Below are 17,447 nucleotides of genomic sequence, written 5' to 3' on the forward strand. Positions count from 1 at the left end.
CCCACAGCGTTAAGCTGGTAAGACCCCTCATAGACGATGAGGTTGATAGGTTCGGTGTGGAAGCGCGGCAACGCGTGGAGCTGACGAATACTAATCGGTCGAGGACTTATCCACACACTCTTAGCAAACATGCAGATCCAGTTTTCAGGGAATGAACGAATATAGTTAGTGAAGAACCGTGCAGAAATATCTGCACGGTTTTTTTGTTGTTTCTTTTTTTTGTCCCAACCCCTTCCTTTACGCTAGTAGCAATTGAGAGGAGGGAGAGAATGTCAGTTCATCCGCTGCGGTTATTGGCCCTGTTACTATTGGCGACATGTATCGGAATCGGTGCCTACACCATTTTAAAACCGCATGATGTGACTTATATTCAGTTGCGGCCAACGGTGGAAAAAGAAAGCGGACAATTGTTGGAGGCAAAAGATATGGAGCCGCTGACCTTGGCATTGGAAGGTCTTTTTCAAACAACTTCTGATCCCATTCCAGGACTGATTCCATGGACAGAGGCACAGGACCTGATCGGGCTGCCCTTTTCGCGTCAAGTGAAGGGAGGAAGACCTTTGTTGCCAAGTGATTTGGAGCTAGGCAATCAGAAGGGAAACGAAGCCTCGTTGGGAGACAAAAGAACCGGGATGAGCATTCCGGTGGATAATGTGGCAGGCGTCTCACCGCACATTTCCGCAGGAGAAAGAGTGCATGTCTACGCCTCGTTTGAAGATGAGGCAGGGGCGCACTCCGGTTTACTCCTGCAAAATATGCCTATTTTGGCCGTTCAACGGGAGATGGAAGGAGATCAACCGAAATTGCAGGCTGTTACCCTTTCTTTGACGAGAGAAGAGGCCGTTTTGCTAACGCATGCTCTTCATTACGGCAAGATCAGATTGGGGCTGGCTGCGGTAATGGACGACCACAAGGCGGGAATAGGCGATGCCAGCTTCGCCGCTGAGTTGATGAAAACCAAAAAACGAAGGGGCTTGGAAAAGGAGGAACAAGGGTGAAAAGGCGATTACTCATTGTAGACGATGATCGAGAGGCAACGCGTCTGCTAGCCAACCAGCTTGCGGGCAGTCAGTTGATCGAAATATGCGGGGAGGCTGCCAGCGTAGACGAGGCATGGGCAAAGCTGCAGCAATCCAGGCCGGATCTCGTTCTTTTGGGAGGTGTAAAAGAAACGGAAAGAGGCGTTTTGTGCCAGCAATTCCGCCTTGCTTTTCCTCATCTGTCTTTTATAGCAGCATGCTCGGCCAATGAGCTGGTGTGGGAGCCGTTTTTTCGAAACCTGGGTATTTGGGTAATCGCCAAACCGGTACAATCCGGACAAGTGGAAGCGCTAGCCATGATGGCTCAGAGCCCGGGCTTGGACGCCAGGATTCCAGCACAGCCTCCGCAACATTTTCCCAAAGAGCAACAAGGAGGCATGATTGACCCGCAAGACCAGTTTGCAGAACCTTCACCGGCGTTCAACGGTCAAACCAAGGCAGGGATCAAGCACCTCATTACGGTGTACGGCCCAAAAGGCGGCGTCGGAAAAACGTTTATTTCGCGCGAACTGGCGATCTTTTTTTCCACGCAAAAAAAGGAAGGGCGCCCTTTGAAAGTGCTGGCAGTCGATTTCAATCTCGACTTGGGGACGTTCGCCACCACATTGAATCTGCCCAGAACGCCCAATTTGTTTACGTGGGTACAAGATCTCGATAGCCAGCTCCACGCATTTGCTCAAAAGCGCGGCCTAGACCCGTATGCTGTCCGGCAAGAGGAATGGCAGGAGCTTGCTTCCGTGTTGCCGCTGTCTCCACAGCAGATCGAAAAGTACGTCGTTGAGCATACGGAATCGGGTTTGGGCGTGCTTACTTCCCCGAGAGATATTCGGCAAAGCTTTGAAATTCGCGATTATCATTTGTATCTCATCCTGGAGACGCTCAAACAGAGTAGCTACGATGTCATTTTGATTGATACTGCGCCCGATACGACTGATGCGACGATCCAAGCCCTCTTTTTTGCCGAGCATGTTGTGATGGTAGGCACTCCTGTAGTGGATTCGATCGAAAACATTCAACGCCTGCTGAAGCTGCTGAGAGAAGCAGAGTATCCGGAAGAGCGAATCCAGGTGTGCATGAACCGCTTGCAGCGAAAAGAAATGTTTACGCTGGAAGAAATCCGGGCTTATTTTCAGCTCCATCCAAGCAAGAGGATTTTTTCCATTCCTGACGATGGAGAAGTGAAAAAGTCGATTAACACAGGAGTTCCAGTCATGATGCAAGCCGGGCGAAGTGCCGCCAGGGAGGCCATTGAAACGTTAGGAAAGGCATTGTTTCCGGTTGACGAAGAAACAAAAAAGCCCGCTGTAAAAGGGAAGCAGAGCGAGAAGCCATCCCTTTTGCGCTGGTTGTGGGGCTAGGGAGGCGCTATGTTCGACAAACGACAATTGCTGGGGATATCCAATCAGTTGCCAAGAGGCCAGGAGCAGCGAACGATCGGGCGGGAAACGTCCGGGCCGCCTGCTACCTTGTTTGAAAAAAAGCAAGAGCCTGCACCCAGTCAGGAGCGGTCGATTGGCAGCGAGGCAGAAACGTTTGTTCGTACCCAAATTGTGGAGAAGTACGGCAGGCGTTTGTGGGAGGATAAGCATTCTCCCGCCTTCAAGAAAGAGTTGACAGCCGACATCAGAATGCTGTTGGAGTCGCAGGTGCCGCTTTCGTCCATGCATTTGGAGGCGGAAGTAAAACGACTGCTGCATTCCTTGACTGGCTGGGGAGCGCTTGATGAGCTATTGGAGGACCGGGATATTACGGAAATTTTGTTTCATCGCCATAATTATCTGGTAGTGGAACGCAAAAGTACCGGAAGGCTGGAAAAGCACGAGGCTGTCGTATTTCGCGACGAAGAAGAAATGCTGCAGTTGCTGGAACAAATTGCTGCGACGATGGGCCGGGAGTTTAATGAGACAAAGGCGGAGCTGCATACACAGCTTCCTGACGGCTCAAGGGTGGCAGCCACGCATCGTTCCATTTCGCCGGACGGGCACACGCTCACCATTCGCAAACACCGCGAGCTGCTCAGTGAAAGCGACTATTTGCGTTACGGGTCGATTTGCGCACCGATGCTCTTGTTTTTGCAAAGAGCCGTCGGTTTATCCAGAGCGTCCGGGATCGTCAGCGGAGGAACAGGCTCAGGCAAAACCCATATGCTGAACCTCATTTCCCAATACGTTCCTGAACATTTGAGCATCATCACGATTGAAGACGTGCTCGAGCTGAAGCTGCAGCATCCTTTTGTCCGCAGGCTTTTGGCAAAGCCGGCCAACTACGAAGGAAAAGGCGGCTTCTCCATTAAGGATTGCGTACGTTTATCGCTGCGCAAGCGTCCTGACGTCATTATGGTGGGCGAGACACGGGGAGGGGAAATTGTCGATATGCTGTGGGCGATGAATACGGACCACCCCGGTAGCTGGAGTACAGCGCATGCAAACTCGCCGCGAGCCTTGGTCGACTCTACGTTGCCGATTTTGTTTGGCAAGGCAGATGAAGTGTACAGTGCTGAGGAACGCAATCTGATGATTGGCTCGGCGTTGGATTTGATTGTCCAGGTAAAGCGGTTTGAGGAGGACGGCAGCCGCAAAGTGGTTGCCATCACGGAAGTTGTCGGCACAGGCCAATCGCACGAGGAATGGATAAAACGAGCGTGCAACGTCAAGCAGGTTGTGCCGGACCGGGTGTATTTGCAAGATATCTTTGTGTATGAAGCGACGGGGATCCAGGACGGAAAAGTAAAAGGGCATTTCAAGTGGACAGGCTATAGGCCTGAACGAATCATCAAGCGCTGGCAGGAAAAAGGATTGTCGCGGGAAGCAATTGAGGAAGTATTTTTTACAACGCCGATACAAGTCTAGGAGGGAAGGGACTTTGGCTGACATCAGCATGCCTGTCGCCATAGGAATTGGTTTTGCCACATTTTTGCTCGTCATTCCGCAAAACATGCATGTCCGTGAGCGAGCGGGCAAGCACGAGATTGTGGGATTGCTTCAGCGGGACAGAAAAACGGTCTGGAATCGGTTGGAGGAAAGGCTGGCGAAGTCACGCTCAGGCTGGGGAATCAACCACTATGTCACGCTGTCTTTTTTCTTGGGGGTTCTGTCGTTTGGGATAAGCAGCCAACTACTGCAATCGTGGTGGCTGGCGCTTCCCGCCTTGCTTGCTGGCGTCTTGTTTACAGAGCGTTTGGTCAGCGTGTGGGGAGCCAAACGCAAAGACAAATTTGAGGCTGGCAATATAAAAGCGATCCGCCTGATGGCAAGCTCGCTGCGTACGTCGCCCTCTTATTTGCATGCTTTTGAGCAGGTTGCGGCAAGCCCATTTTTAGACGGGATTGTAACGGCAGAGTATAGGCGAATTGTCGAGCTGCTCCGGGCACAGGTGCCATTGGAGCACGTTATGAATGACTTTTACGAGCGAACGGGATCAGCCGATGTCAAATATTTGGCTACGATTGTGCAAATCCAGCGAGAAATGGGTGGAGACATGGCGAAAACGTTGGATTTGGCGGCTTCCTCCATTTTGCGCCGCAGACAGTCGCTGCGCAGGCAAAAAGCCGCTATGGCCCAAATTGTCGCGCAAGTGAATCTTTTGAGCGTGATGCCCTTCATCTTCATTTTGGCGCTGTATGCAAACAATCCGCATCATTTTGATTCGCTGACAGCAACCGTAGGGGGGCGGCTGCTCATTTTAGCGTGCCTGGCGAGTATTTTGCTAGGGGGAGAAGCGATTCGCTACATGGCGCACAAAAGTGTGCACCGGGGAGGGTGAGCGTATGCTTGTGATTTGCGCTCTGATTGGGTTTGCCATCTTTCTTTATGGACTCCCTGCTTGTCTGGGCAAGGGAGCTTCTTTTTTCTCTAGCTTGTTTAGTCGAATTGAAATCGAGCAGCAGGCAGAGCTCGATCAAGCATTCGAGCGCCGACAAGCTCGCTGGACACTGGTTCGTCTGCTGGAAAGACACCCGCCGCTTCTGCAGCGGTTATGCAGATGGACGGGCATCCATGCTTCCAAAACGGAAGAAATCATCTCGCGGCTCCACCTGCCGATTCGTTTGGTCGAAGTGGTTTTGGCGAGGCTGATTTGCATGTGTCTGGTCGCCTCCTCTCTGTTAGCTCTTTTGCTGAAGCTGGCCCAAGGGGAAATGCTCGGGATAAAAACAGGGTATCCGTTGATGCTCAGCTTGGGGCTGTATTTGTTGCCGACGTTTTATCTCGACTGGATGGATAAGCGGGCAAAAGCGGAAATACGCGAACAAGTGCCCGTCTTTTTTGGGATCGTCCAATCGTTGGTCGAGGCAGGTATGCCGCTGCAAGGGGCGGTAAAGCAGACGGCTCGTCGCTTCAATGCCAGGCTGGGCCAAGAGCTTGCCAAACTGGAGGTCGCGGAAAAACGGCATGGATCGTGGAGAAAAGCATTGGAGGAACTGGCATTCCGCTGGGAGGTCGATGCGCTGACCACGATCGCTTTGGAGATGAATGAGGCAGTCACCAAGGGCGTCAGCATTTCGCAAATGCTGTCCGTGCAAATCGAGGAACAGGTGAGGCAGCAAGAGGATGAAGCAGCAGCTCATATGAACCGTTTGAACATTCGCCTGCTCCCTTTTGTGATTTTGTTTATGGGGGTTCCTTTGTTATTTCTCGTGATGGGCCCGGCATTGATGGGCATCGGAGAGCGGTTGTAAATATTTTTGCAAGGCTGCGCTGTCTTTTGGCAAAGTGAAAGTACGATCTGATAAAGGAGTGAAGGAGATGTTATTTATCGCAAGCTATTTCCAACGCTTTTGGAGCGAGGAAGACGGCGTAACGATTGTGGAAATGGTCATCATTGTGGCGGTGATCCTTATCTTGATTATTCCGACGCTGGCATCATTAGGGGAAGCTGAAGACGCCAAGCTGAAGGAACTGCAAGAAAAGATCAGCAAATGACAAATGTGCTTGTAGGCGGTCTGCTGACAATCGCCGCATGGTTTGACTGGAGGCATCGCAAAATTCCTAATACGCTCACGTTTTCCGCGATTGTGCTTGGATTTTGCTATCAGTGGCACACTGGATCGTTGTGGACGTCGTTATCAGGTGTGATGGGGGCATTTCTGCTGGCGGCCATCCCTGTAGCCAGCAAGGGCATGGGAATGGGTGACTTGAAGCTGCTCATGGCGATTGGGGCATGGAGCGGCTGGGCAGAGGTGTATCCGCTATTTCTTCACTCGATAGTTTTGTGCATTTTATTTGTCTTGCTTTATCCGCGCAGATGGTCCCGATTGGGAAAAAATTTGTTTGTGATGGCAGTGGGATGGACGGCGCATCGGCAGCTTTGGCTTCCCGGCGTAGAGAAAACGGCGTTCGCTTTTCCTTACGCCGTATTTTTGCTGGGTGCTTTTTTGCTCCGCCAGATGCTGCATAAGGTGGGGGCAGCCTGATGAAAACAATGCTGAGGCGATGGTTGCGGGACGAGCAGGGCAGTCAATTGATTGAGTTTGTCTTGATTTTTCCATTGGTTTGGCTGCTGATCGTGTTTTCGTTCGATCAGTTCACGATTTTGTACAACCGCCAAAAGGCTTTGGCAGCGGCATACGAGGCTGGCCGAATCGCTGCTGTGCAGCCCAATTTTGGACTGGCAAAATACCACGCGAGAGAGAGGGGCATGGCCGAGCTTGACCAAGGCATGGAGGTTGCCGAGCGCGATATTGTGCTGGAGCTGGACGGAGGCGGCTGGAAAAAAGGAAACCACTTTAAAGCTGAGGCGAAGGTGAGTTTTCGCTTGCTTGCCACGGGCGCGGTTTATGAGCTGTCCGAAAGCTATTACATGATGGTCGAAAATGCGGAGGACAAAAAATGACCGGGCTGTGGCAGCTTGCGGAGATACGCGCAAAAGAAGAGAGCGGGGCCACGATGATTACGATGCTCTTTTTTCTCTTCTGTTTGGGCAGCTTGTTGTCTTTGCTGTTGTTTTCGGAGCAGGCCGATTTTTTGGAAATGAACGTTCAGCATACTGCCGATCTGGTGACCAAAGGAGCGCGGGCTGCAGGTTTGTGGGAGTACACGGATACTGATGGGGAGACGCAGAGCAGACTTTATGCAACCAGTCAGGAAGCCGAGCAGGCAGATGCTGAAGTAATCAGGGGCGCTCGTGAGGAAGCAGCTATTTTATGGCGGCTGAACAAGTCCTCACTGGAGAGCAGGGCTGCCGGGGTTTCCGCCGTGCACCAAAAAGGGGAGCGAGCCTATTTGTATCGGCAAGGCATTTATCATTTGCAAGTAGAGGTAGAGCAGCGCATTCCTGTGTTTTGGGGAGAGCTGGATGTAAAAATAGCTCGTGTCTCGCAATCGGGAGTGTATGACTAAAGGGCTGGATAACGAAGCCGAGCACTGTTATTTTTGTCCCAATCACTCGTGGTAATTTAGGAGTATATTCCAAAAATGGGGATAGGAGTGAGGGGCAGTGCCGTCCAAAATTGTCGATCGGTACAAACGCATTCTTAACGGAGAGCAGAAACGCTTTTCCCCGTATGAATTTGAAGATGCGCAGTACCGCAAGCAGAAGGTCCAGTTAATCGTCCGCTATGCGATAGAAAACGTCAAAAAGTGGACGCCTGAGCAGGCGAGACGCGAGTTGAGTCTGGAGGATATAAAGCAATTGAAGCTGCATTTGATCCGCGAGTACATCGAGCCGCCGATCGAGGCAAAGGCGGAAGATGTGTACTACATTGTGGAGTAGAAGTGTTATTTGGTGCCGTTTTGTATCGCTTGGTATGACAAGGATTTGCGGGTGCTAAACGAGGATTAGATTGGTTATTTTTTGTCCCCAGAAGCAAAGTTTGTCCCCAGTTTGTCCCCAGCAGCAGCCTCTAGCATAGCCCCCAGCTTTTCAGCTGCAACCTGGTCAACAGTTCGCAGGAGGTGGCTGTAGATGTCCGCTGTGGTAGCCATCGTGCTGTGCCCTAAACGTCCGCTGATGACCTTCATTTGCACGTCAGCAGCGATTAGCAACGAGGTGGAGGTGTGGCGCAATCCGTGCGGGGTAAGGTGTTTCAAATTGTGTCTTTTGATAAAACGGCGAAAAATACCGCCGTTGTGTTCGGGATACCGGAGTTTTCCGTTGCTGGTGACAAACAGAAGATCGTCCGCTTTCCAAAGACTGCCGAGCGATAAACGAAGTTCCGTCCATTCTTTGCGATAGAGGCGTAGTATATCAAACACAAAGCGCGGGATCGTTATAGTTCGTTCGCTGTCTTCCGTCTTGGTTTTCTCTATCTTGACGCCCTGTCCCGAATAAGTTTTCGCAGCCCGTTCGATGCGAACCGTGGATGCCTCAAAGTTAAAGTCTGTCCAAGACAAAGCGGACAACTCGCCCAAACGCGCGCCCGTTGTAATCGCCAGCCACACAAAGACTTGGAATTGCAAAGATTCCTCCTTAAGTGCATCTAGTAGGAGGGAAATATCCGGCAAGTCGTAGTAAGTCTGCTGCGGTTTCTCTTTTTTCGGCCCCTTTACTCGGCGACAAGGGTTATCTTTAAGAATCTGCCAGTCAACCGCGACCGTGAACATGTTCCGCAGCAAGCGCAGCCGAAGTCGAATCGTGTTGGCTGAAAGCAGTCCTTCCCCGCGCGATCGTTTAGGGACTGTCTCCAGATATTTTACAAAGTCCTGGATATGGAGAGGTTTGATATCTTCCATCTTCATGTGTCCAAACAGAGGACCAGCCAAGTCGATCAATTGACGGTAGTTGATCTGTGTCCGCATCGCCAGCTTACCCGCCGAGTCAGCCATAAAACGCTCGGCAAACTCGGCAAACGTCATCTTTGCGGGCGCCACATACGTACCTGCCTCTACTTCTGCAACAAATTGAGCCAACATCTTTTCTGCTTCCCGTCGGCTCTTTGCCTGGACGGTCCGTTTGTGCCGGATGCGCTTGCCATCCGGTCCAAATCCACCACTTACAACAAGGCGCCAACTATTTTCTCCGCGTTTTTCGATTGACCCAGCCATGTTTACTCCTCCTATATAATAAATTCATTCATCTGGAGGAGCTCCTCCAGATCGGCCACCTGGATAACAAGGTTCTCCACTTCCCAGTAGTCCACCCCGCCATCGACTGCGCGTTGTCGGAGAGGCGGTAGGAAGATCCCAAACTTACCTGGCTTGTCCGCGCTCAAAATCATGTTCTCTAACGAAACTGTCATAGCCAACGAATCAGGAAGGAAATCTTCGATACCTAAACGTTCAAAGGGGGCAGCTACAGGGACGAAGACTTTCTCGCGATCCCACGGCAACTCGCCCTTGCGAAATGAGATCATGTATTTCTGTGGCACAAGACTCCCTTCGTGGTAGTCATAATAAACGCGAATTTTCATCGGATTATCACTCCTTGTCCTTTTTGCAGTTTTCGGTCAATAGCCATTCGAAACATCCGCTTCGCTTCATCACACCAGGTCGCAGGTTCAGCTTTCCGGTAGCGATTACGCTCACGTTCAATGCATGCTTGCTCCCATCGTCCTGTATTAATTCTGCGCTTGATCTGTTCCCAGCGGTCTTTTGCCATATCAAGCGGTACCCGGAAAGTGGATGCAATCAGATGGGGGAAGTCCCATTCGTATTCCGGCAGCGGCAACGTCTGGATCATGTGGTAAGGCATCATGGCATTTTTGGCAAAGTGTTCTGCTTGCTCTTCCAGGAGACCTCGGAACAGATCAGGAAAGCGAGTTTGATCGCCCGAGTGGCCTCGGAAAAGGTGCCCGAGTTCGTGGAAGAAGTGCTTGCGCTGCTCGTCCGCTGGCAGTGTGTTATCAATCACGATGCAGCGGAATTTCCCTTTTTCGAACGAAAACGAAGGAGCATCTTCGTAGCGAAGTTTGATATCAAGTAGCGATGCGATTTGCTCTTCTTGTATGTCCGCAGGCGACCCAATACCTATCGACTGGTAAAGCACTTGAATACGTCTTTCGATTTCGGTCGGCTTGTAAAAAAACCATTGCAGCATGTGTTTCCCCCTCAAAAACAAGAATATATGTTCGTATATTTAGTTGAAAAGAAAAGCCCAAAAGGGCTTTCATTATTGTTGATTATGAATGCTACTTCTTGTTGTTTTCTTCATCAGCTTCTTGTTCCAGTATCTCAATCAGTTTCAGTGCTTGTTTTCTTCTTTTTTCGTCCAACTGATCCCACTTGTGATACATGATCGTAGTAAGCTCATCTGATGACTGTTTATTGGAAGGAGATGGGTCGTCGGTACGCCCCAAAAGGTAGTCAACTTGCACTTCAAAAAAGTCAGCTATTTTTTGGAGAGTGGCGTAATCTGGTTCTCTTCTATCTTTCTCATAGTGGGATAGAGCTGCACGGGTGATTCCGAGTCTCTTGGCAAGTTCATCTTGTGTAAGTTTTAGTCTGGTTCGTAGTTCGGATATCCGTTCTCCGTACGCCATTGTATCACCACCTTATGGCTCCATTTTACTCTACAAAATGTATCGTAAAAATAACTGCGACGAAATGTATCTAAATTAGTTGACATGCTACGTTGTGTATCGTATTATTAAATCAACACCGATACACAACGTAGCAAATCAAGGAGGTGGCTAAAATGCGAACTAAGATGCTTAATCGTCGCAAGGCTTTGAAACTCACGCAAGAAGATGTAGCAAAGCGTGCGGGTATGACAAGAGCTAACTACGCTCATATAGAGCGCGGTAGACACAACCCAAGCATCGAACAAATGAAAATGATTGCAAAGGCTTTGAAAGTTAAACCTGATTTAAATTTTTTTGAAAAAGATTGCGACGAATCGTATCAAAAAAACTCTGACGAAGAACCACAAACCGCCTGAAAGGGCTTGGGTTCGACCTGTAAAGGAGGAAACAGCCATGGACCAGGTTACAATGACCGCGAAACAAACCGCCGAATATCTTGGGATCAGCTACTGGAAGCTGACCATGATGTGCAAGGCAGGGGAGATTCCTCATCTGCGTGCTGGCAACAGGATTCTGTTTCGAAAGGAAACCGTGGATCGCTGGATGGCGAACCAAGAAACGATGTCAATTCAATCCAAAAGTGATCTGCCGATAATCAGACTTGCAAGATCATAAGGGTGACGGACAAACACGAAAGGAGGCTCTCATGAACTTCTCAGACATCAACAGCCTGCACGAAACAAACAGCGCCAAGGAAGCAAACGAGTTGCTTCAAAAAGGATGGACACTCTACGACATCGAGAAGAAAAACGGTCGTTACACCTTCCTGCTGGTGAAGCTGTAGTAATCCATTTTAATATCCCATCCACACACAACTGCATAGAGCGCCGAAGAGCGGGAGCGAGCGACGATCCGTAAGGGGAGCCGTACCGGAATACATACAACCGTGTTAGCTGAGCAAGGTCAAAGGTCAGGTAAGGGAAACGGTTAGGTCACTGCCAAGACTCGACGCTGTATGCAGTTGTGTGACGAAAGCGAGGTGAAACATATGTCCAAAGTGCGGTTTCCCGAACTGGACGAAGCTATTGAAAAGTTCGTGAGCGCTCAAGCCGCCAAAAACATTGAAATAGTGTGCCTGGCCGACGAAGAAACTGCTCTATCCGATGACCTTTACGTAAGAAGTGTGTTGCTCACGGACGAGAGGGAACTGGTTCACTTCTATCAGATCTGCTTGGTCAGTGGATCGCGCTATAACTATACAGCCGTCGAGACAAACCGCATCAGTACGAGGTACATCCGCATGTACACGGAGTATCTGGATAAAAAAGAACGCCCCATCGTAACCGAGGGGGAGTCTGGAAGATGAGCATGTCCTAATCATACCTTGAAAACCAAATAGAAAAGAGGGGAACAGATGGGGAACAGTAGCACTACAGTTTCGCTTTACGCCCGTTCACGGATACACGACATCTGCGAATACGCATTCCGTAACCAAAGAACAGGCGAACACATGACGTACGAATCGCTTGGCAAGCAAATCGGCCGATCGGCCAGATGGGTGTCAGACGTGATTAACGGCCGGGCTACGCCGTCCCGAGAGGACGCAGAAGAATTCGTCAGGATCTGCGACAACCACCGCGCCATACGCATGCTGAAACACATGTACGGGGATGCCCCGCCGCCGACTGATCCGCGACTGCTAGGAGACTTTACAGGCGCTTTGTACAACCTGATTAAGCAGTGCCAGGACGTAATCGAGGCAGCCAATGAGGCAATCGAAGAGGGGCGACAGCAGCGCCCGTGGCAGCCAGTTACAGATGCTTATGAACGGAGTCTAATCCACCTTGGAAAGCAAATTGAGGACCTTTTCCAAGTGGGAGACGACGTACATATCCTGATGGACGAGCGGTACGGAATCGATCCGGTAGTGCATCAGAAGAACTGGTTGGTTGAGGCAAGGGCGAACGAAATTGTCGTGACCGATCCGCGCGAGTTGATGCGCAGAGAAAGGCAGGAACTTCTCTTTGCGGGAGGGACGTTGGTATGAGCCATCTGGAATGCTTGGATGGATTGGACGAAGAGCAACTGATCCATATTGTTGATGCGCTACTGGACACAGCTCGACGAAGTGAGCAGCACGGCATGATGGTGGACGCCCGAAAAAAACGGATCACTGCGGAAAAGGTGCTGCAGATCAAACAGCGGCGCGAAGAACAATGGATGAGGCGATTCTTCGGAAAGGAAAAGGGGGAAACAGCGTGAGCACTGAGACACTCCGCAAGCAATTGATCTTTTATCAGCGAATGATGATGGTTGCCAAAACCGCCGGAGATATGGTGGCTCACGAGGTGTACAAGCAAATTACCCGGAAGATCGCAGAAGAACTCAAACAAAAAGAAACGACGGCCTGCTCTCAACAGACCGCCTAAACAAATCAAACAAATATTCGATACTGGTAGCTTATCATGCCGCCGGAGAAAGGACAAGCCCATGAGCAAAACATTGTCTTCGCAGATCGCTGACATTCAGCGGGAACTGACGAATCTGGAACGGGAATATCGCGCCGCAGACGAAGAATGGCGTGCCGTAGACGTGGAATACGTCCGGTTGAAGCGGCTGCGCGAGGAACTAGATGTGCATAAGCGCGAGCTGTCGCATGAGATTGAGTGGCGGACGAGGGAGTTGACCGCGCTGCAGGAGGTGCTGAAACATGAGCGCATCATTGCCTGATGCTTGATTAGTCGAAACTGGGGCCCGGAGCCTCAGTCTGCCGGAACTGACCGCCCGGCACTGATGAGACAGGTCGTACATAAGCGAGGCAAGAAGTGTGGCGCAGTCTGTGGAGCTGCAACCGCCGCGTAGAGGTTGGGACGCGGCAGCCTCGTGACTAAACGAAAGGGGGTGCAAGCGTTGGAACGTGTAGGACGAGTCATCGAAAAAGTTCAGTATCTGTGCGACAGGCTGGAGAGACTTGAACGGCAGACGGACGATCATCACCAAACCACCGGACATATCTTGCGTGCATTTGCTTTTACGAAGACGAATTGGATGATCTGATTTCGGATGTCAAGTGGATCAAACAACAACTGGAAAGCTTTGTAGAAGATAGCGAGAAAAACGAATAAGACCCAGCGCGGCAACGCTGAGTCTCGGGTGAAACGTACGAAAAAACGCTTACCACTATCGTAACGGAGTAGCCCTCACAAATCAATAGGAGGGGTTCGCATGACAAAAAGTATCAGGTTGGTAACTCTTACCTTGAGGAACTTCAAGGGAGTGCGCGACTTCACGCTTGACACACAAGGAAGTGTGGATGTGTACGGAGACAATGCAGTAGGAAAGACAACGCTGTTCGACGCTTTTACTTGGCTCCTGTTTGACAAGGACAGCCAGAACAAGAAAGACTTTCAAATCAAGACGCTGGACGCACGCGGAAATGTGCTTCACGGACTGAATCACGAGGTGGAAGCCACGCTTTTGATCGACGGCAGCAAGACAACGCTGCGCAAGGTCTACTCCGAAAAATGGACGAAGAAGCGCGGTTCGGCGACCCCTGAATTCTCGGGTCATTCGACAGACTACTTCGTTGATGGTGTGCCAGTGAAGATGAACGAGTACAAGGAACGAGTAGACCAGATTGTCAGCGAGGATGTGTTCAAGCTCCTGACAAGCCCGACGTATTTTAACGAGCAGTTGAAGTGGCAAGATCGGCGCAAAATCTTGCTGCAAGTATGCGGGGACGTATCCGACGACGATGTGATTGCGAGCAACGTAAGTTTGGCGAAGCTTCCAAGCATCTTAAACGGTCGTAGCTTGGAGGATCACAGAAAGGTTATCGCCGCGCGCCGGGCCGAGATCAACAAGGAGCTGGATAAAATTCCAGTGCGGATCGATGAAGTAGTGCGATCAAAACCTGATACAAGCGGACTGGATGAACGTGATATTGAAGAGAGCATATTCACTTTGAGGATGCAAATCGAAGGAAAAGAGCTTGAAGAGTTTCGTATCCGTTCCGGCGGCGAGGTAGTGGTCAAGGAAAAGCGATTGCGGGAAATCGAAGGCGAACTGCTGGAGATTAAAAACCAACTGCAATCCGGCACACTGGAGAAAGTAGCAGCCAAGCGGCAAGTGGTATCAACCCTAAGAGGTCAGCACGACGACATCCAGCGGCAAATCAGCGACAAACGCTGGTCCGTCGACCGGAACAACCAACGTATCATTGCTACACAGGAGGAAGCAAGTCGACTGCGCCAGCAATGGCATGAAGTCAACAGCGAAACGTTTGAGCATCATCACGATACGAACTGCCCAACGTGCGGCCAGGCGCTGCCAGAGGAACAACTCCAAGCTGCTCATCAGAAGGCACAGGCTGATTTCAACCGTCGGAAGGCAGAACGGTTGGAGCAGATCACGGCAAAAGGAAAAGCCGCGGCGGAGGAAGCGAAGCGGTTGGAGCAAGAAAATGCCGCGCTGGCTGATGCGATAGCGGCTTTGGAACAACAAGCCGCTGTGAAAGAAAAGGAAATCCAATCCGCCGAATCAGAATTGACTGACCTGCAAGCAGGCGTCAGAGACGTAGAAAGCGATTCGCAGTACGTCCAGAAGAAGCAGGAAGCTGTGGTCATCCAACAGGAGATTGACCAACTCCGCGCATCTGTACAGGAAGCCGCGGCGAAAGTCCGGGAAGAAATCGCTACCATGAAAGCGCAAGTCCAAACCTTGGAGCAGGAGAAAGCGAAGTTTGCCCAGGTGCACGCAGCCGAACAACGTATCGCGGAGCTAGCGGCACGCGAAAGAGAGCTGGCCGCAGAGTACGAGCGACTTGAACAAGAGTTGTTCCTCACCGAAGAGTTTATCCGTACCAAGGTCAATCTTCTGGAGGAAAAGATCAACAGCCGATTCCAGTTTGCTCGCTTCAAGCTCTTCGAGCAACAGATCAACGGTGGACTGGCGGAAGTGTGCGAGACGACATACAACGGCGTCCCATACTCTGGCGGATTGAACAACGCAGCGCGGATCAACGTCGGTCTGGACATCATTAACACGCTATCCGAACACTACGGCATCACAGCGCCAATCTTTATCGACAACGCAGAGGCCGTGACGAGCCTCATCCAGACAGCCGGGCAGCAAATTCGCCTCATCGTCAGCGAAAAGGACAAGCAGTTGCGGGTCGAAACGGCAAACCGGGACATGAAGGAGGCGGTGTAGATGACTGACCAAACAAACGCAGTAGCGCAAAGAGAACTGACTCAATCCGAGCGGTTCATGAACAAGGTCGTTTCTGAGTTTAGTGCAAGCGTCGGAGTGATCGCCTTAACCGACTTTCAAAAGCGACTGGCTCAAAACTACTTCGTCGCGCTGGATGCCGTTCTGAAAACAACCGAAGAGAAACGCTTGAAAAAAGCAGAAAAGTACCGTGATCCACTGCCAGTTACTTGGGCCAATGTAAACATGGAGAAGCTAGCCCGCGATGTCGTGGCGATGGCTAGAGTCGGATTTGACCCGGCTCAGCCCAACCACATCAACCTGATACCCTTCAAAAACAACACTACGAACAAGTACGATATCGCCTTTATCGAAGGGTATCGCGGCATCGAGCTCAAGGCAACAAAATACGGTCTCGACGTACCTGATAACGTGATCGTCGAGTTGGTCTACTCCACAGACAAGTTTCGGCCCATCAAAAAAGACTGGAGGAACGAGTGCGAAGGATACGAGTTTGAGGTCACTAATCCATTTGATCGCGGAGAGATCGTCGGGGGCTTTTACTATCACCAGTACACACAAAAACCTCAAAAGAACAAGCTGGTCGTGATGAGCCTCAAGGATATCTTGAAGCGCAAGCCAGACCACGCAAGCCCGGAGTTTTGGGGCGGCCAAAAAGATAAGTGGGAAAATGGGCAAAAGGTAGGCAAGGAACAGGTCGAGGGCTGGTACGAAAAAATGTGCTGGAAAACCGTTTACCGCGCTGCCTATAGCGATATCACCATCGACAGCCAAAAGATCGACGATGACTACTTGCGCCTGAAACAACTCGAAACGGAGTATGCGGCAGCGGAAGTAGCTCGGGAAATTCGGGAGAACGCCAACAAAGAAGTGATCGACATCGAATCGGAAGTAACGGTCGTCGAGAATACATCGTCGAGGGTGCACGAAGATCAACAACCTGATCTCTTTGCTGCTCAACCTGCCGAAGGGCCTGGTTTCTGATGATCGAGATCAAACCACTCGGCTCCAGCAGCGCCGGAAACGCCTATCACATAACGGACGGATACACCGCCTTGCTGCTGGAGGCGGGTATTCGTTACAAAGACATTCAGCGTGCTTTGAACTTCCAAACCACGAAGATTGCGGGTTGCCTTATTAGCCACGAGCACGGCGACCATTGCAAGGCTGTCGCGGACATCGTAAAGGCTGGTATAGATGTGTACGCGTCCCAGGGCACGCTTGATGCTCTGGGGCTATCCAGCCACCGCGCCAAGCGGATTCGCGCCAAACAGCAACTCAGAATCGGTACATGGACCATCCTACCGTTCGATGTACAGCATGATGTGGCAGAGCCACTTGGTTTTCTGCTCGCGAATCAAGCAGGCGAGAAACTGGTGTTCATTACAGACAGCTACTATTGCCGATATAAGTTTCCTGGGTTAACGCACATCATGCTGGAGTGCAACTACAGCATGCAGATATTGGACCAAAACATTGAGTCTGGCCGCGTGCCAGCCATCATGAAAAAACGTCTTCTGCGGTCACATTTCAGCTTGGAGAACGCCAAGGACTTTCTGCTGGCAAACGATCTGTCCAAGGTGCAGGAAATTTGGCTGCTGCACTTGAGCGACAACAACAGCGACGAAGGGCTCTTTAAGCGCGAAATACAGGAGCTCACTGGCAAACCCGTTTTCGTTGCGAGGAGGTAGCCATGTGCCAGGAGACACGGTGGTTTCCACTCCCGGACCTGTACCGCACACTGGGCGATCCAGATACGCTCAAGCGATTTGCCGCAGCGTACA

At 50.9% G+C, this 17,447-nt stretch carries 24 protein-coding genes, 1 rRNA gene and 1 pseudogene; 22 read left to right on the forward strand and 4 right to left on the reverse strand.

Annotated features, from left to right (window positions below):
* The 11 genes and pseudogenes from AC27IT_RS16845 to AC27IT_RS16895 all read left to right on the forward strand — a co-directional run.
* Positions 1-114, forward strand: a 23S ribosomal RNA gene (locus tag AC27IT_RS16845); the annotation flags it as partial.
* Positions 115-269: 155 nt separating this feature from the next.
* On the forward strand, positions 270-998 hold the full coding sequence (cpaB, locus tag AC27IT_RS16850; protein WP_005831499.1) for a Flp pilus assembly protein CpaB: 729 nt from the start codon (positions 270-272) through the stop codon (positions 996-998).
* Complete coding sequence (locus AC27IT_RS16855; protein ID WP_283858514.1) at positions 995-2,398, forward strand: CpaE/TadZ family protein; 1,404 nt, start codon at positions 995-997, stop codon at positions 2,396-2,398. Before cpaB ends, AC27IT_RS16855 begins: the two co-directional genes overlap by 4 nt.
* Positions 2,399-2,407: 9 nt before the next feature.
* Entirely contained in the window at positions 2,408-3,889 is a 1,482-nt protein-coding gene (locus AC27IT_RS16860; protein ID WP_005831496.1) for a TadA family conjugal transfer-associated ATPase, read from the forward strand.
* A 13-nt stretch (positions 3,890-3,902) separates the two neighbouring features.
* Positions 3,903-4,802 carry a type II secretion system F family protein gene (locus AC27IT_RS16865; protein WP_283858515.1) on the forward strand — a complete coding sequence of 300 codons (900 nt, stop codon included), beginning with the start codon at positions 3,903-3,905 and terminating at the stop codon, positions 4,800-4,802.
* Between the two features lie 4 nt (positions 4,803-4,806).
* On the forward strand, positions 4,807-5,715 hold the full coding sequence (locus AC27IT_RS16870) for a type II secretion system F family protein (RefSeq protein ID WP_283858516.1): 909 nt from the start codon (positions 4,807-4,809) through the stop codon (positions 5,713-5,715).
* Positions 5,716-5,782: 67 nt separating this feature from the next.
* Entirely contained in the window at positions 5,783-5,959 is a 177-nt protein-coding gene (locus AC27IT_RS16875) for a hypothetical protein (protein WP_007786427.1), read from the forward strand.
* The gene (locus tag AC27IT_RS16880; protein WP_005831488.1) at positions 5,956-6,450 is read left to right on the forward strand and encodes an A24 family peptidase; all 495 of its coding nucleotides are present in this window, start codon (positions 5,956-5,958) and stop codon (positions 6,448-6,450) included. Before AC27IT_RS16875 ends, AC27IT_RS16880 begins: the two co-directional genes overlap by 4 nt.
* Positions 6,450-6,869, forward strand: a complete 420-nt coding sequence (locus AC27IT_RS16885; RefSeq protein ID WP_005831486.1) for a TadE/TadG family type IV pilus assembly protein — start codon at positions 6,450-6,452, stop codon at positions 6,867-6,869. Before AC27IT_RS16880 ends, AC27IT_RS16885 begins: the two co-directional genes overlap by 1 nt.
* A complete protein-coding gene (locus AC27IT_RS16890) occupies positions 6,866-7,375 on the forward strand; it encodes a hypothetical protein (RefSeq protein ID WP_327944896.1) in 510 nt (169 codons plus the stop codon). Before AC27IT_RS16885 ends, AC27IT_RS16890 begins: the two co-directional genes overlap by 4 nt.
* 97 nt (positions 7,376-7,472) lie before the next feature.
* Positions 7,473-7,745: pseudogene (locus AC27IT_RS16895) on the forward strand (DUF4046 domain-containing protein); the annotation flags it as partial.
* Between the two features lie 77 nt (positions 7,746-7,822).
* Here the strand turns inward: AC27IT_RS16895 and AC27IT_RS16900 are convergent.
* From AC27IT_RS16900 to AC27IT_RS16915, 4 genes are all read right to left on the reverse strand, one after another.
* Positions 7,823-9,019 carry a tyrosine-type recombinase/integrase gene (locus AC27IT_RS16900; RefSeq protein ID WP_487091930.1) on the reverse strand — a complete coding sequence of 399 codons (1,197 nt, stop codon included), beginning with the start codon at positions 9,017-9,019 and terminating at the stop codon, positions 7,823-7,825.
* An 11-nt stretch (positions 9,020-9,030) separates the two neighbouring features.
* The gene (locus tag AC27IT_RS16905; protein WP_487091931.1) at positions 9,031-9,384 is read right to left on the reverse strand and encodes a hypothetical protein; all 354 of its coding nucleotides are present in this window, start codon (positions 9,382-9,384) and stop codon (positions 9,031-9,033) included.
* Positions 9,381-10,010 (reverse strand): ImmA/IrrE family metallo-endopeptidase, encoded by a 630-nt coding sequence (locus AC27IT_RS16910; RefSeq protein ID WP_487091932.1) that lies wholly within the window; start codon positions 10,008-10,010, stop codon positions 9,381-9,383. Before AC27IT_RS16910 ends, AC27IT_RS16905 begins: the two co-directional genes overlap by 4 nt.
* 91 nt (positions 10,011-10,101) lie before the next feature.
* The gene (locus AC27IT_RS16915) at positions 10,102-10,452 is read right to left on the reverse strand and encodes a helix-turn-helix domain-containing protein (RefSeq protein ID WP_487091933.1); all 351 of its coding nucleotides are present in this window, start codon (positions 10,450-10,452) and stop codon (positions 10,102-10,104) included.
* A 155-nt stretch (positions 10,453-10,607) separates the two neighbouring features.
* On the opposite strand from AC27IT_RS16915, the gene AC27IT_RS16920 reads away from it, so the two are divergent.
* The 11 genes from AC27IT_RS16920 to AC27IT_RS16970 all read left to right on the forward strand — a co-directional run bounded on the left by AC27IT_RS16920 (position 10,608) and on the right by AC27IT_RS16970 (position 17,354).
* A complete protein-coding gene (locus AC27IT_RS16920) occupies positions 10,608-10,850 on the forward strand; it encodes a helix-turn-helix transcriptional regulator (protein ID WP_487091934.1) in 243 nt (80 codons plus the stop codon).
* Between the two features lie 37 nt (positions 10,851-10,887).
* Positions 10,888-11,109: an excisionase family DNA-binding protein gene (locus tag AC27IT_RS16925; RefSeq protein ID WP_487091935.1), complete on the forward strand. Its 222-nt coding sequence runs from the start codon at positions 10,888-10,890 to the stop codon at positions 11,107-11,109.
* A gap of 31 nt (positions 11,110-11,140) precedes the next feature.
* On the forward strand, positions 11,141-11,278 hold the full coding sequence (locus AC27IT_RS16930) for a hypothetical protein (protein WP_171506274.1): 138 nt from the start codon (positions 11,141-11,143) through the stop codon (positions 11,276-11,278).
* 204 nt (positions 11,279-11,482) lie between these two features.
* Complete coding sequence (locus AC27IT_RS16935; protein ID WP_487091936.1) at positions 11,483-11,800, forward strand: hypothetical protein; 318 nt, start codon at positions 11,483-11,485, stop codon at positions 11,798-11,800.
* Between the two features lie 48 nt (positions 11,801-11,848).
* Positions 11,849-12,481, forward strand: coding sequence for a helix-turn-helix domain-containing protein (locus AC27IT_RS16940; protein WP_483073059.1), 633 nt, complete (start codon positions 11,849-11,851; stop codon positions 12,479-12,481).
* Positions 12,478-12,696 (forward strand): hypothetical protein, encoded by a 219-nt coding sequence (locus AC27IT_RS16945; RefSeq protein WP_487091937.1) that lies wholly within the window; start codon positions 12,478-12,480, stop codon positions 12,694-12,696. Before AC27IT_RS16940 ends, AC27IT_RS16945 begins: the two co-directional genes overlap by 4 nt.
* The gene (locus tag AC27IT_RS16950; RefSeq protein ID WP_487091938.1) at positions 12,693-12,863 is read left to right on the forward strand and encodes a hypothetical protein; all 171 of its coding nucleotides are present in this window, start codon (positions 12,693-12,695) and stop codon (positions 12,861-12,863) included. Before AC27IT_RS16945 ends, AC27IT_RS16950 begins: the two co-directional genes overlap by 4 nt.
* Positions 12,864-12,924: 61 nt before the next feature.
* Positions 12,925-13,164: a hypothetical protein gene (locus AC27IT_RS16955; RefSeq protein ID WP_487091939.1), complete on the forward strand. Its 240-nt coding sequence runs from the start codon at positions 12,925-12,927 to the stop codon at positions 13,162-13,164.
* Between the two features lie 495 nt (positions 13,165-13,659).
* Positions 13,660-15,645, forward strand: coding sequence for an ATP-binding protein (locus AC27IT_RS16960; protein WP_487091940.1), 1,986 nt, complete (start codon positions 13,660-13,662; stop codon positions 15,643-15,645).
* Positions 15,646-16,647, forward strand: a complete 1,002-nt coding sequence (locus tag AC27IT_RS16965; RefSeq protein ID WP_487091941.1) for a recombinase family protein — start codon at positions 15,646-15,648, stop codon at positions 16,645-16,647. It begins immediately after the preceding gene.
* Positions 16,647-17,354, forward strand: coding sequence for an MBL fold metallo-hydrolase (locus AC27IT_RS16970; protein WP_487091942.1), 708 nt, complete (start codon positions 16,647-16,649; stop codon positions 17,352-17,354). Before AC27IT_RS16965 ends, AC27IT_RS16970 begins: the two co-directional genes overlap by 1 nt.
* Positions 17,355-17,447 lie beyond the last annotated feature (93 nt).

The organism is Brevibacillus sp. YAE8 (genome assembly GCF_057543335.1).

Bases quoted from the DNA above. Each gene is read 5' to 3' on its own strand.
- cpaB (WP_005831499.1), top strand. From the start codon at position 270: ATGTCAGTTCATCCGCTGCGGTTATTGGCCCTGTTACTATTGGCGACA.
- AC27IT_RS16860 (WP_005831496.1), top strand. From the start codon at position 2,408: ATGTTCGACAAACGACAATTGCTGGGGATATCCAATCAGTTGCCAAGA.
- AC27IT_RS16870 (WP_283858516.1), top strand. From the start codon at position 4,807: ATGCTTGTGATTTGCGCTCTGATTGGGTTTGCCATCTTTCTTTATGGA.
- AC27IT_RS16875 (WP_007786427.1), top strand. From the start codon at position 5,783: ATGTTATTTATCGCAAGCTATTTCCAACGCTTTTGGAGCGAGGAAGAC.
- AC27IT_RS16880 (WP_005831488.1), top strand. From the start codon at position 5,956: ATGACAAATGTGCTTGTAGGCGGTCTGCTGACAATCGCCGCATGGTTT.
- AC27IT_RS16885 (WP_005831486.1), top strand. From the start codon at position 6,450: ATGAAAACAATGCTGAGGCGATGGTTGCGGGACGAGCAGGGCAGTCAA.
- AC27IT_RS16890 (WP_327944896.1), top strand. From the start codon at position 6,866: ATGACCGGGCTGTGGCAGCTTGCGGAGATACGCGCAAAAGAAGAGAGC.
- AC27IT_RS16900 (WP_487091930.1), bottom strand. From the start codon at position 9,019: ATGGCTGGGTCAATCGAAAAACGCGGAGAAAATAGTTGGCGCCTTGTT.
- AC27IT_RS16905 (WP_487091931.1), bottom strand. From the start codon at position 9,384: ATGAAAATTCGCGTTTATTATGACTACCACGAAGGGAGTCTTGTGCCA.
- AC27IT_RS16910 (WP_487091932.1), bottom strand. From the start codon at position 10,010: ATGCTGCAATGGTTTTTTTACAAGCCGACCGAAATCGAAAGACGTATT.
- AC27IT_RS16915 (WP_487091933.1), bottom strand. From the start codon at position 10,452: ATGGCGTACGGAGAACGGATATCCGAACTACGAACCAGACTAAAACTT.
- AC27IT_RS16920 (WP_487091934.1), top strand. From the start codon at position 10,608: ATGCGAACTAAGATGCTTAATCGTCGCAAGGCTTTGAAACTCACGCAA.
- AC27IT_RS16925 (WP_487091935.1), top strand. From the start codon at position 10,888: ATGGACCAGGTTACAATGACCGCGAAACAAACCGCCGAATATCTTGGG.
- AC27IT_RS16930 (WP_171506274.1), top strand. From the start codon at position 11,141: ATGAACTTCTCAGACATCAACAGCCTGCACGAAACAAACAGCGCCAAG.
- AC27IT_RS16935 (WP_487091936.1), top strand. From the start codon at position 11,483: ATGTCCAAAGTGCGGTTTCCCGAACTGGACGAAGCTATTGAAAAGTTC.
- AC27IT_RS16940 (WP_483073059.1), top strand. From the start codon at position 11,849: ATGGGGAACAGTAGCACTACAGTTTCGCTTTACGCCCGTTCACGGATA.
- AC27IT_RS16945 (WP_487091937.1), top strand. From the start codon at position 12,478: ATGAGCCATCTGGAATGCTTGGATGGATTGGACGAAGAGCAACTGATC.
- AC27IT_RS16955 (WP_487091939.1), top strand. From the start codon at position 12,925: ATGAGCAAAACATTGTCTTCGCAGATCGCTGACATTCAGCGGGAACTG.
- AC27IT_RS16960 (WP_487091940.1), top strand. From the start codon at position 13,660: ATGACAAAAAGTATCAGGTTGGTAACTCTTACCTTGAGGAACTTCAAG.
- AC27IT_RS16965 (WP_487091941.1), top strand. From the start codon at position 15,646: ATGACTGACCAAACAAACGCAGTAGCGCAAAGAGAACTGACTCAATCC.
- AC27IT_RS16970 (WP_487091942.1), top strand. From the start codon at position 16,647: ATGATCGAGATCAAACCACTCGGCTCCAGCAGCGCCGGAAACGCCTAT.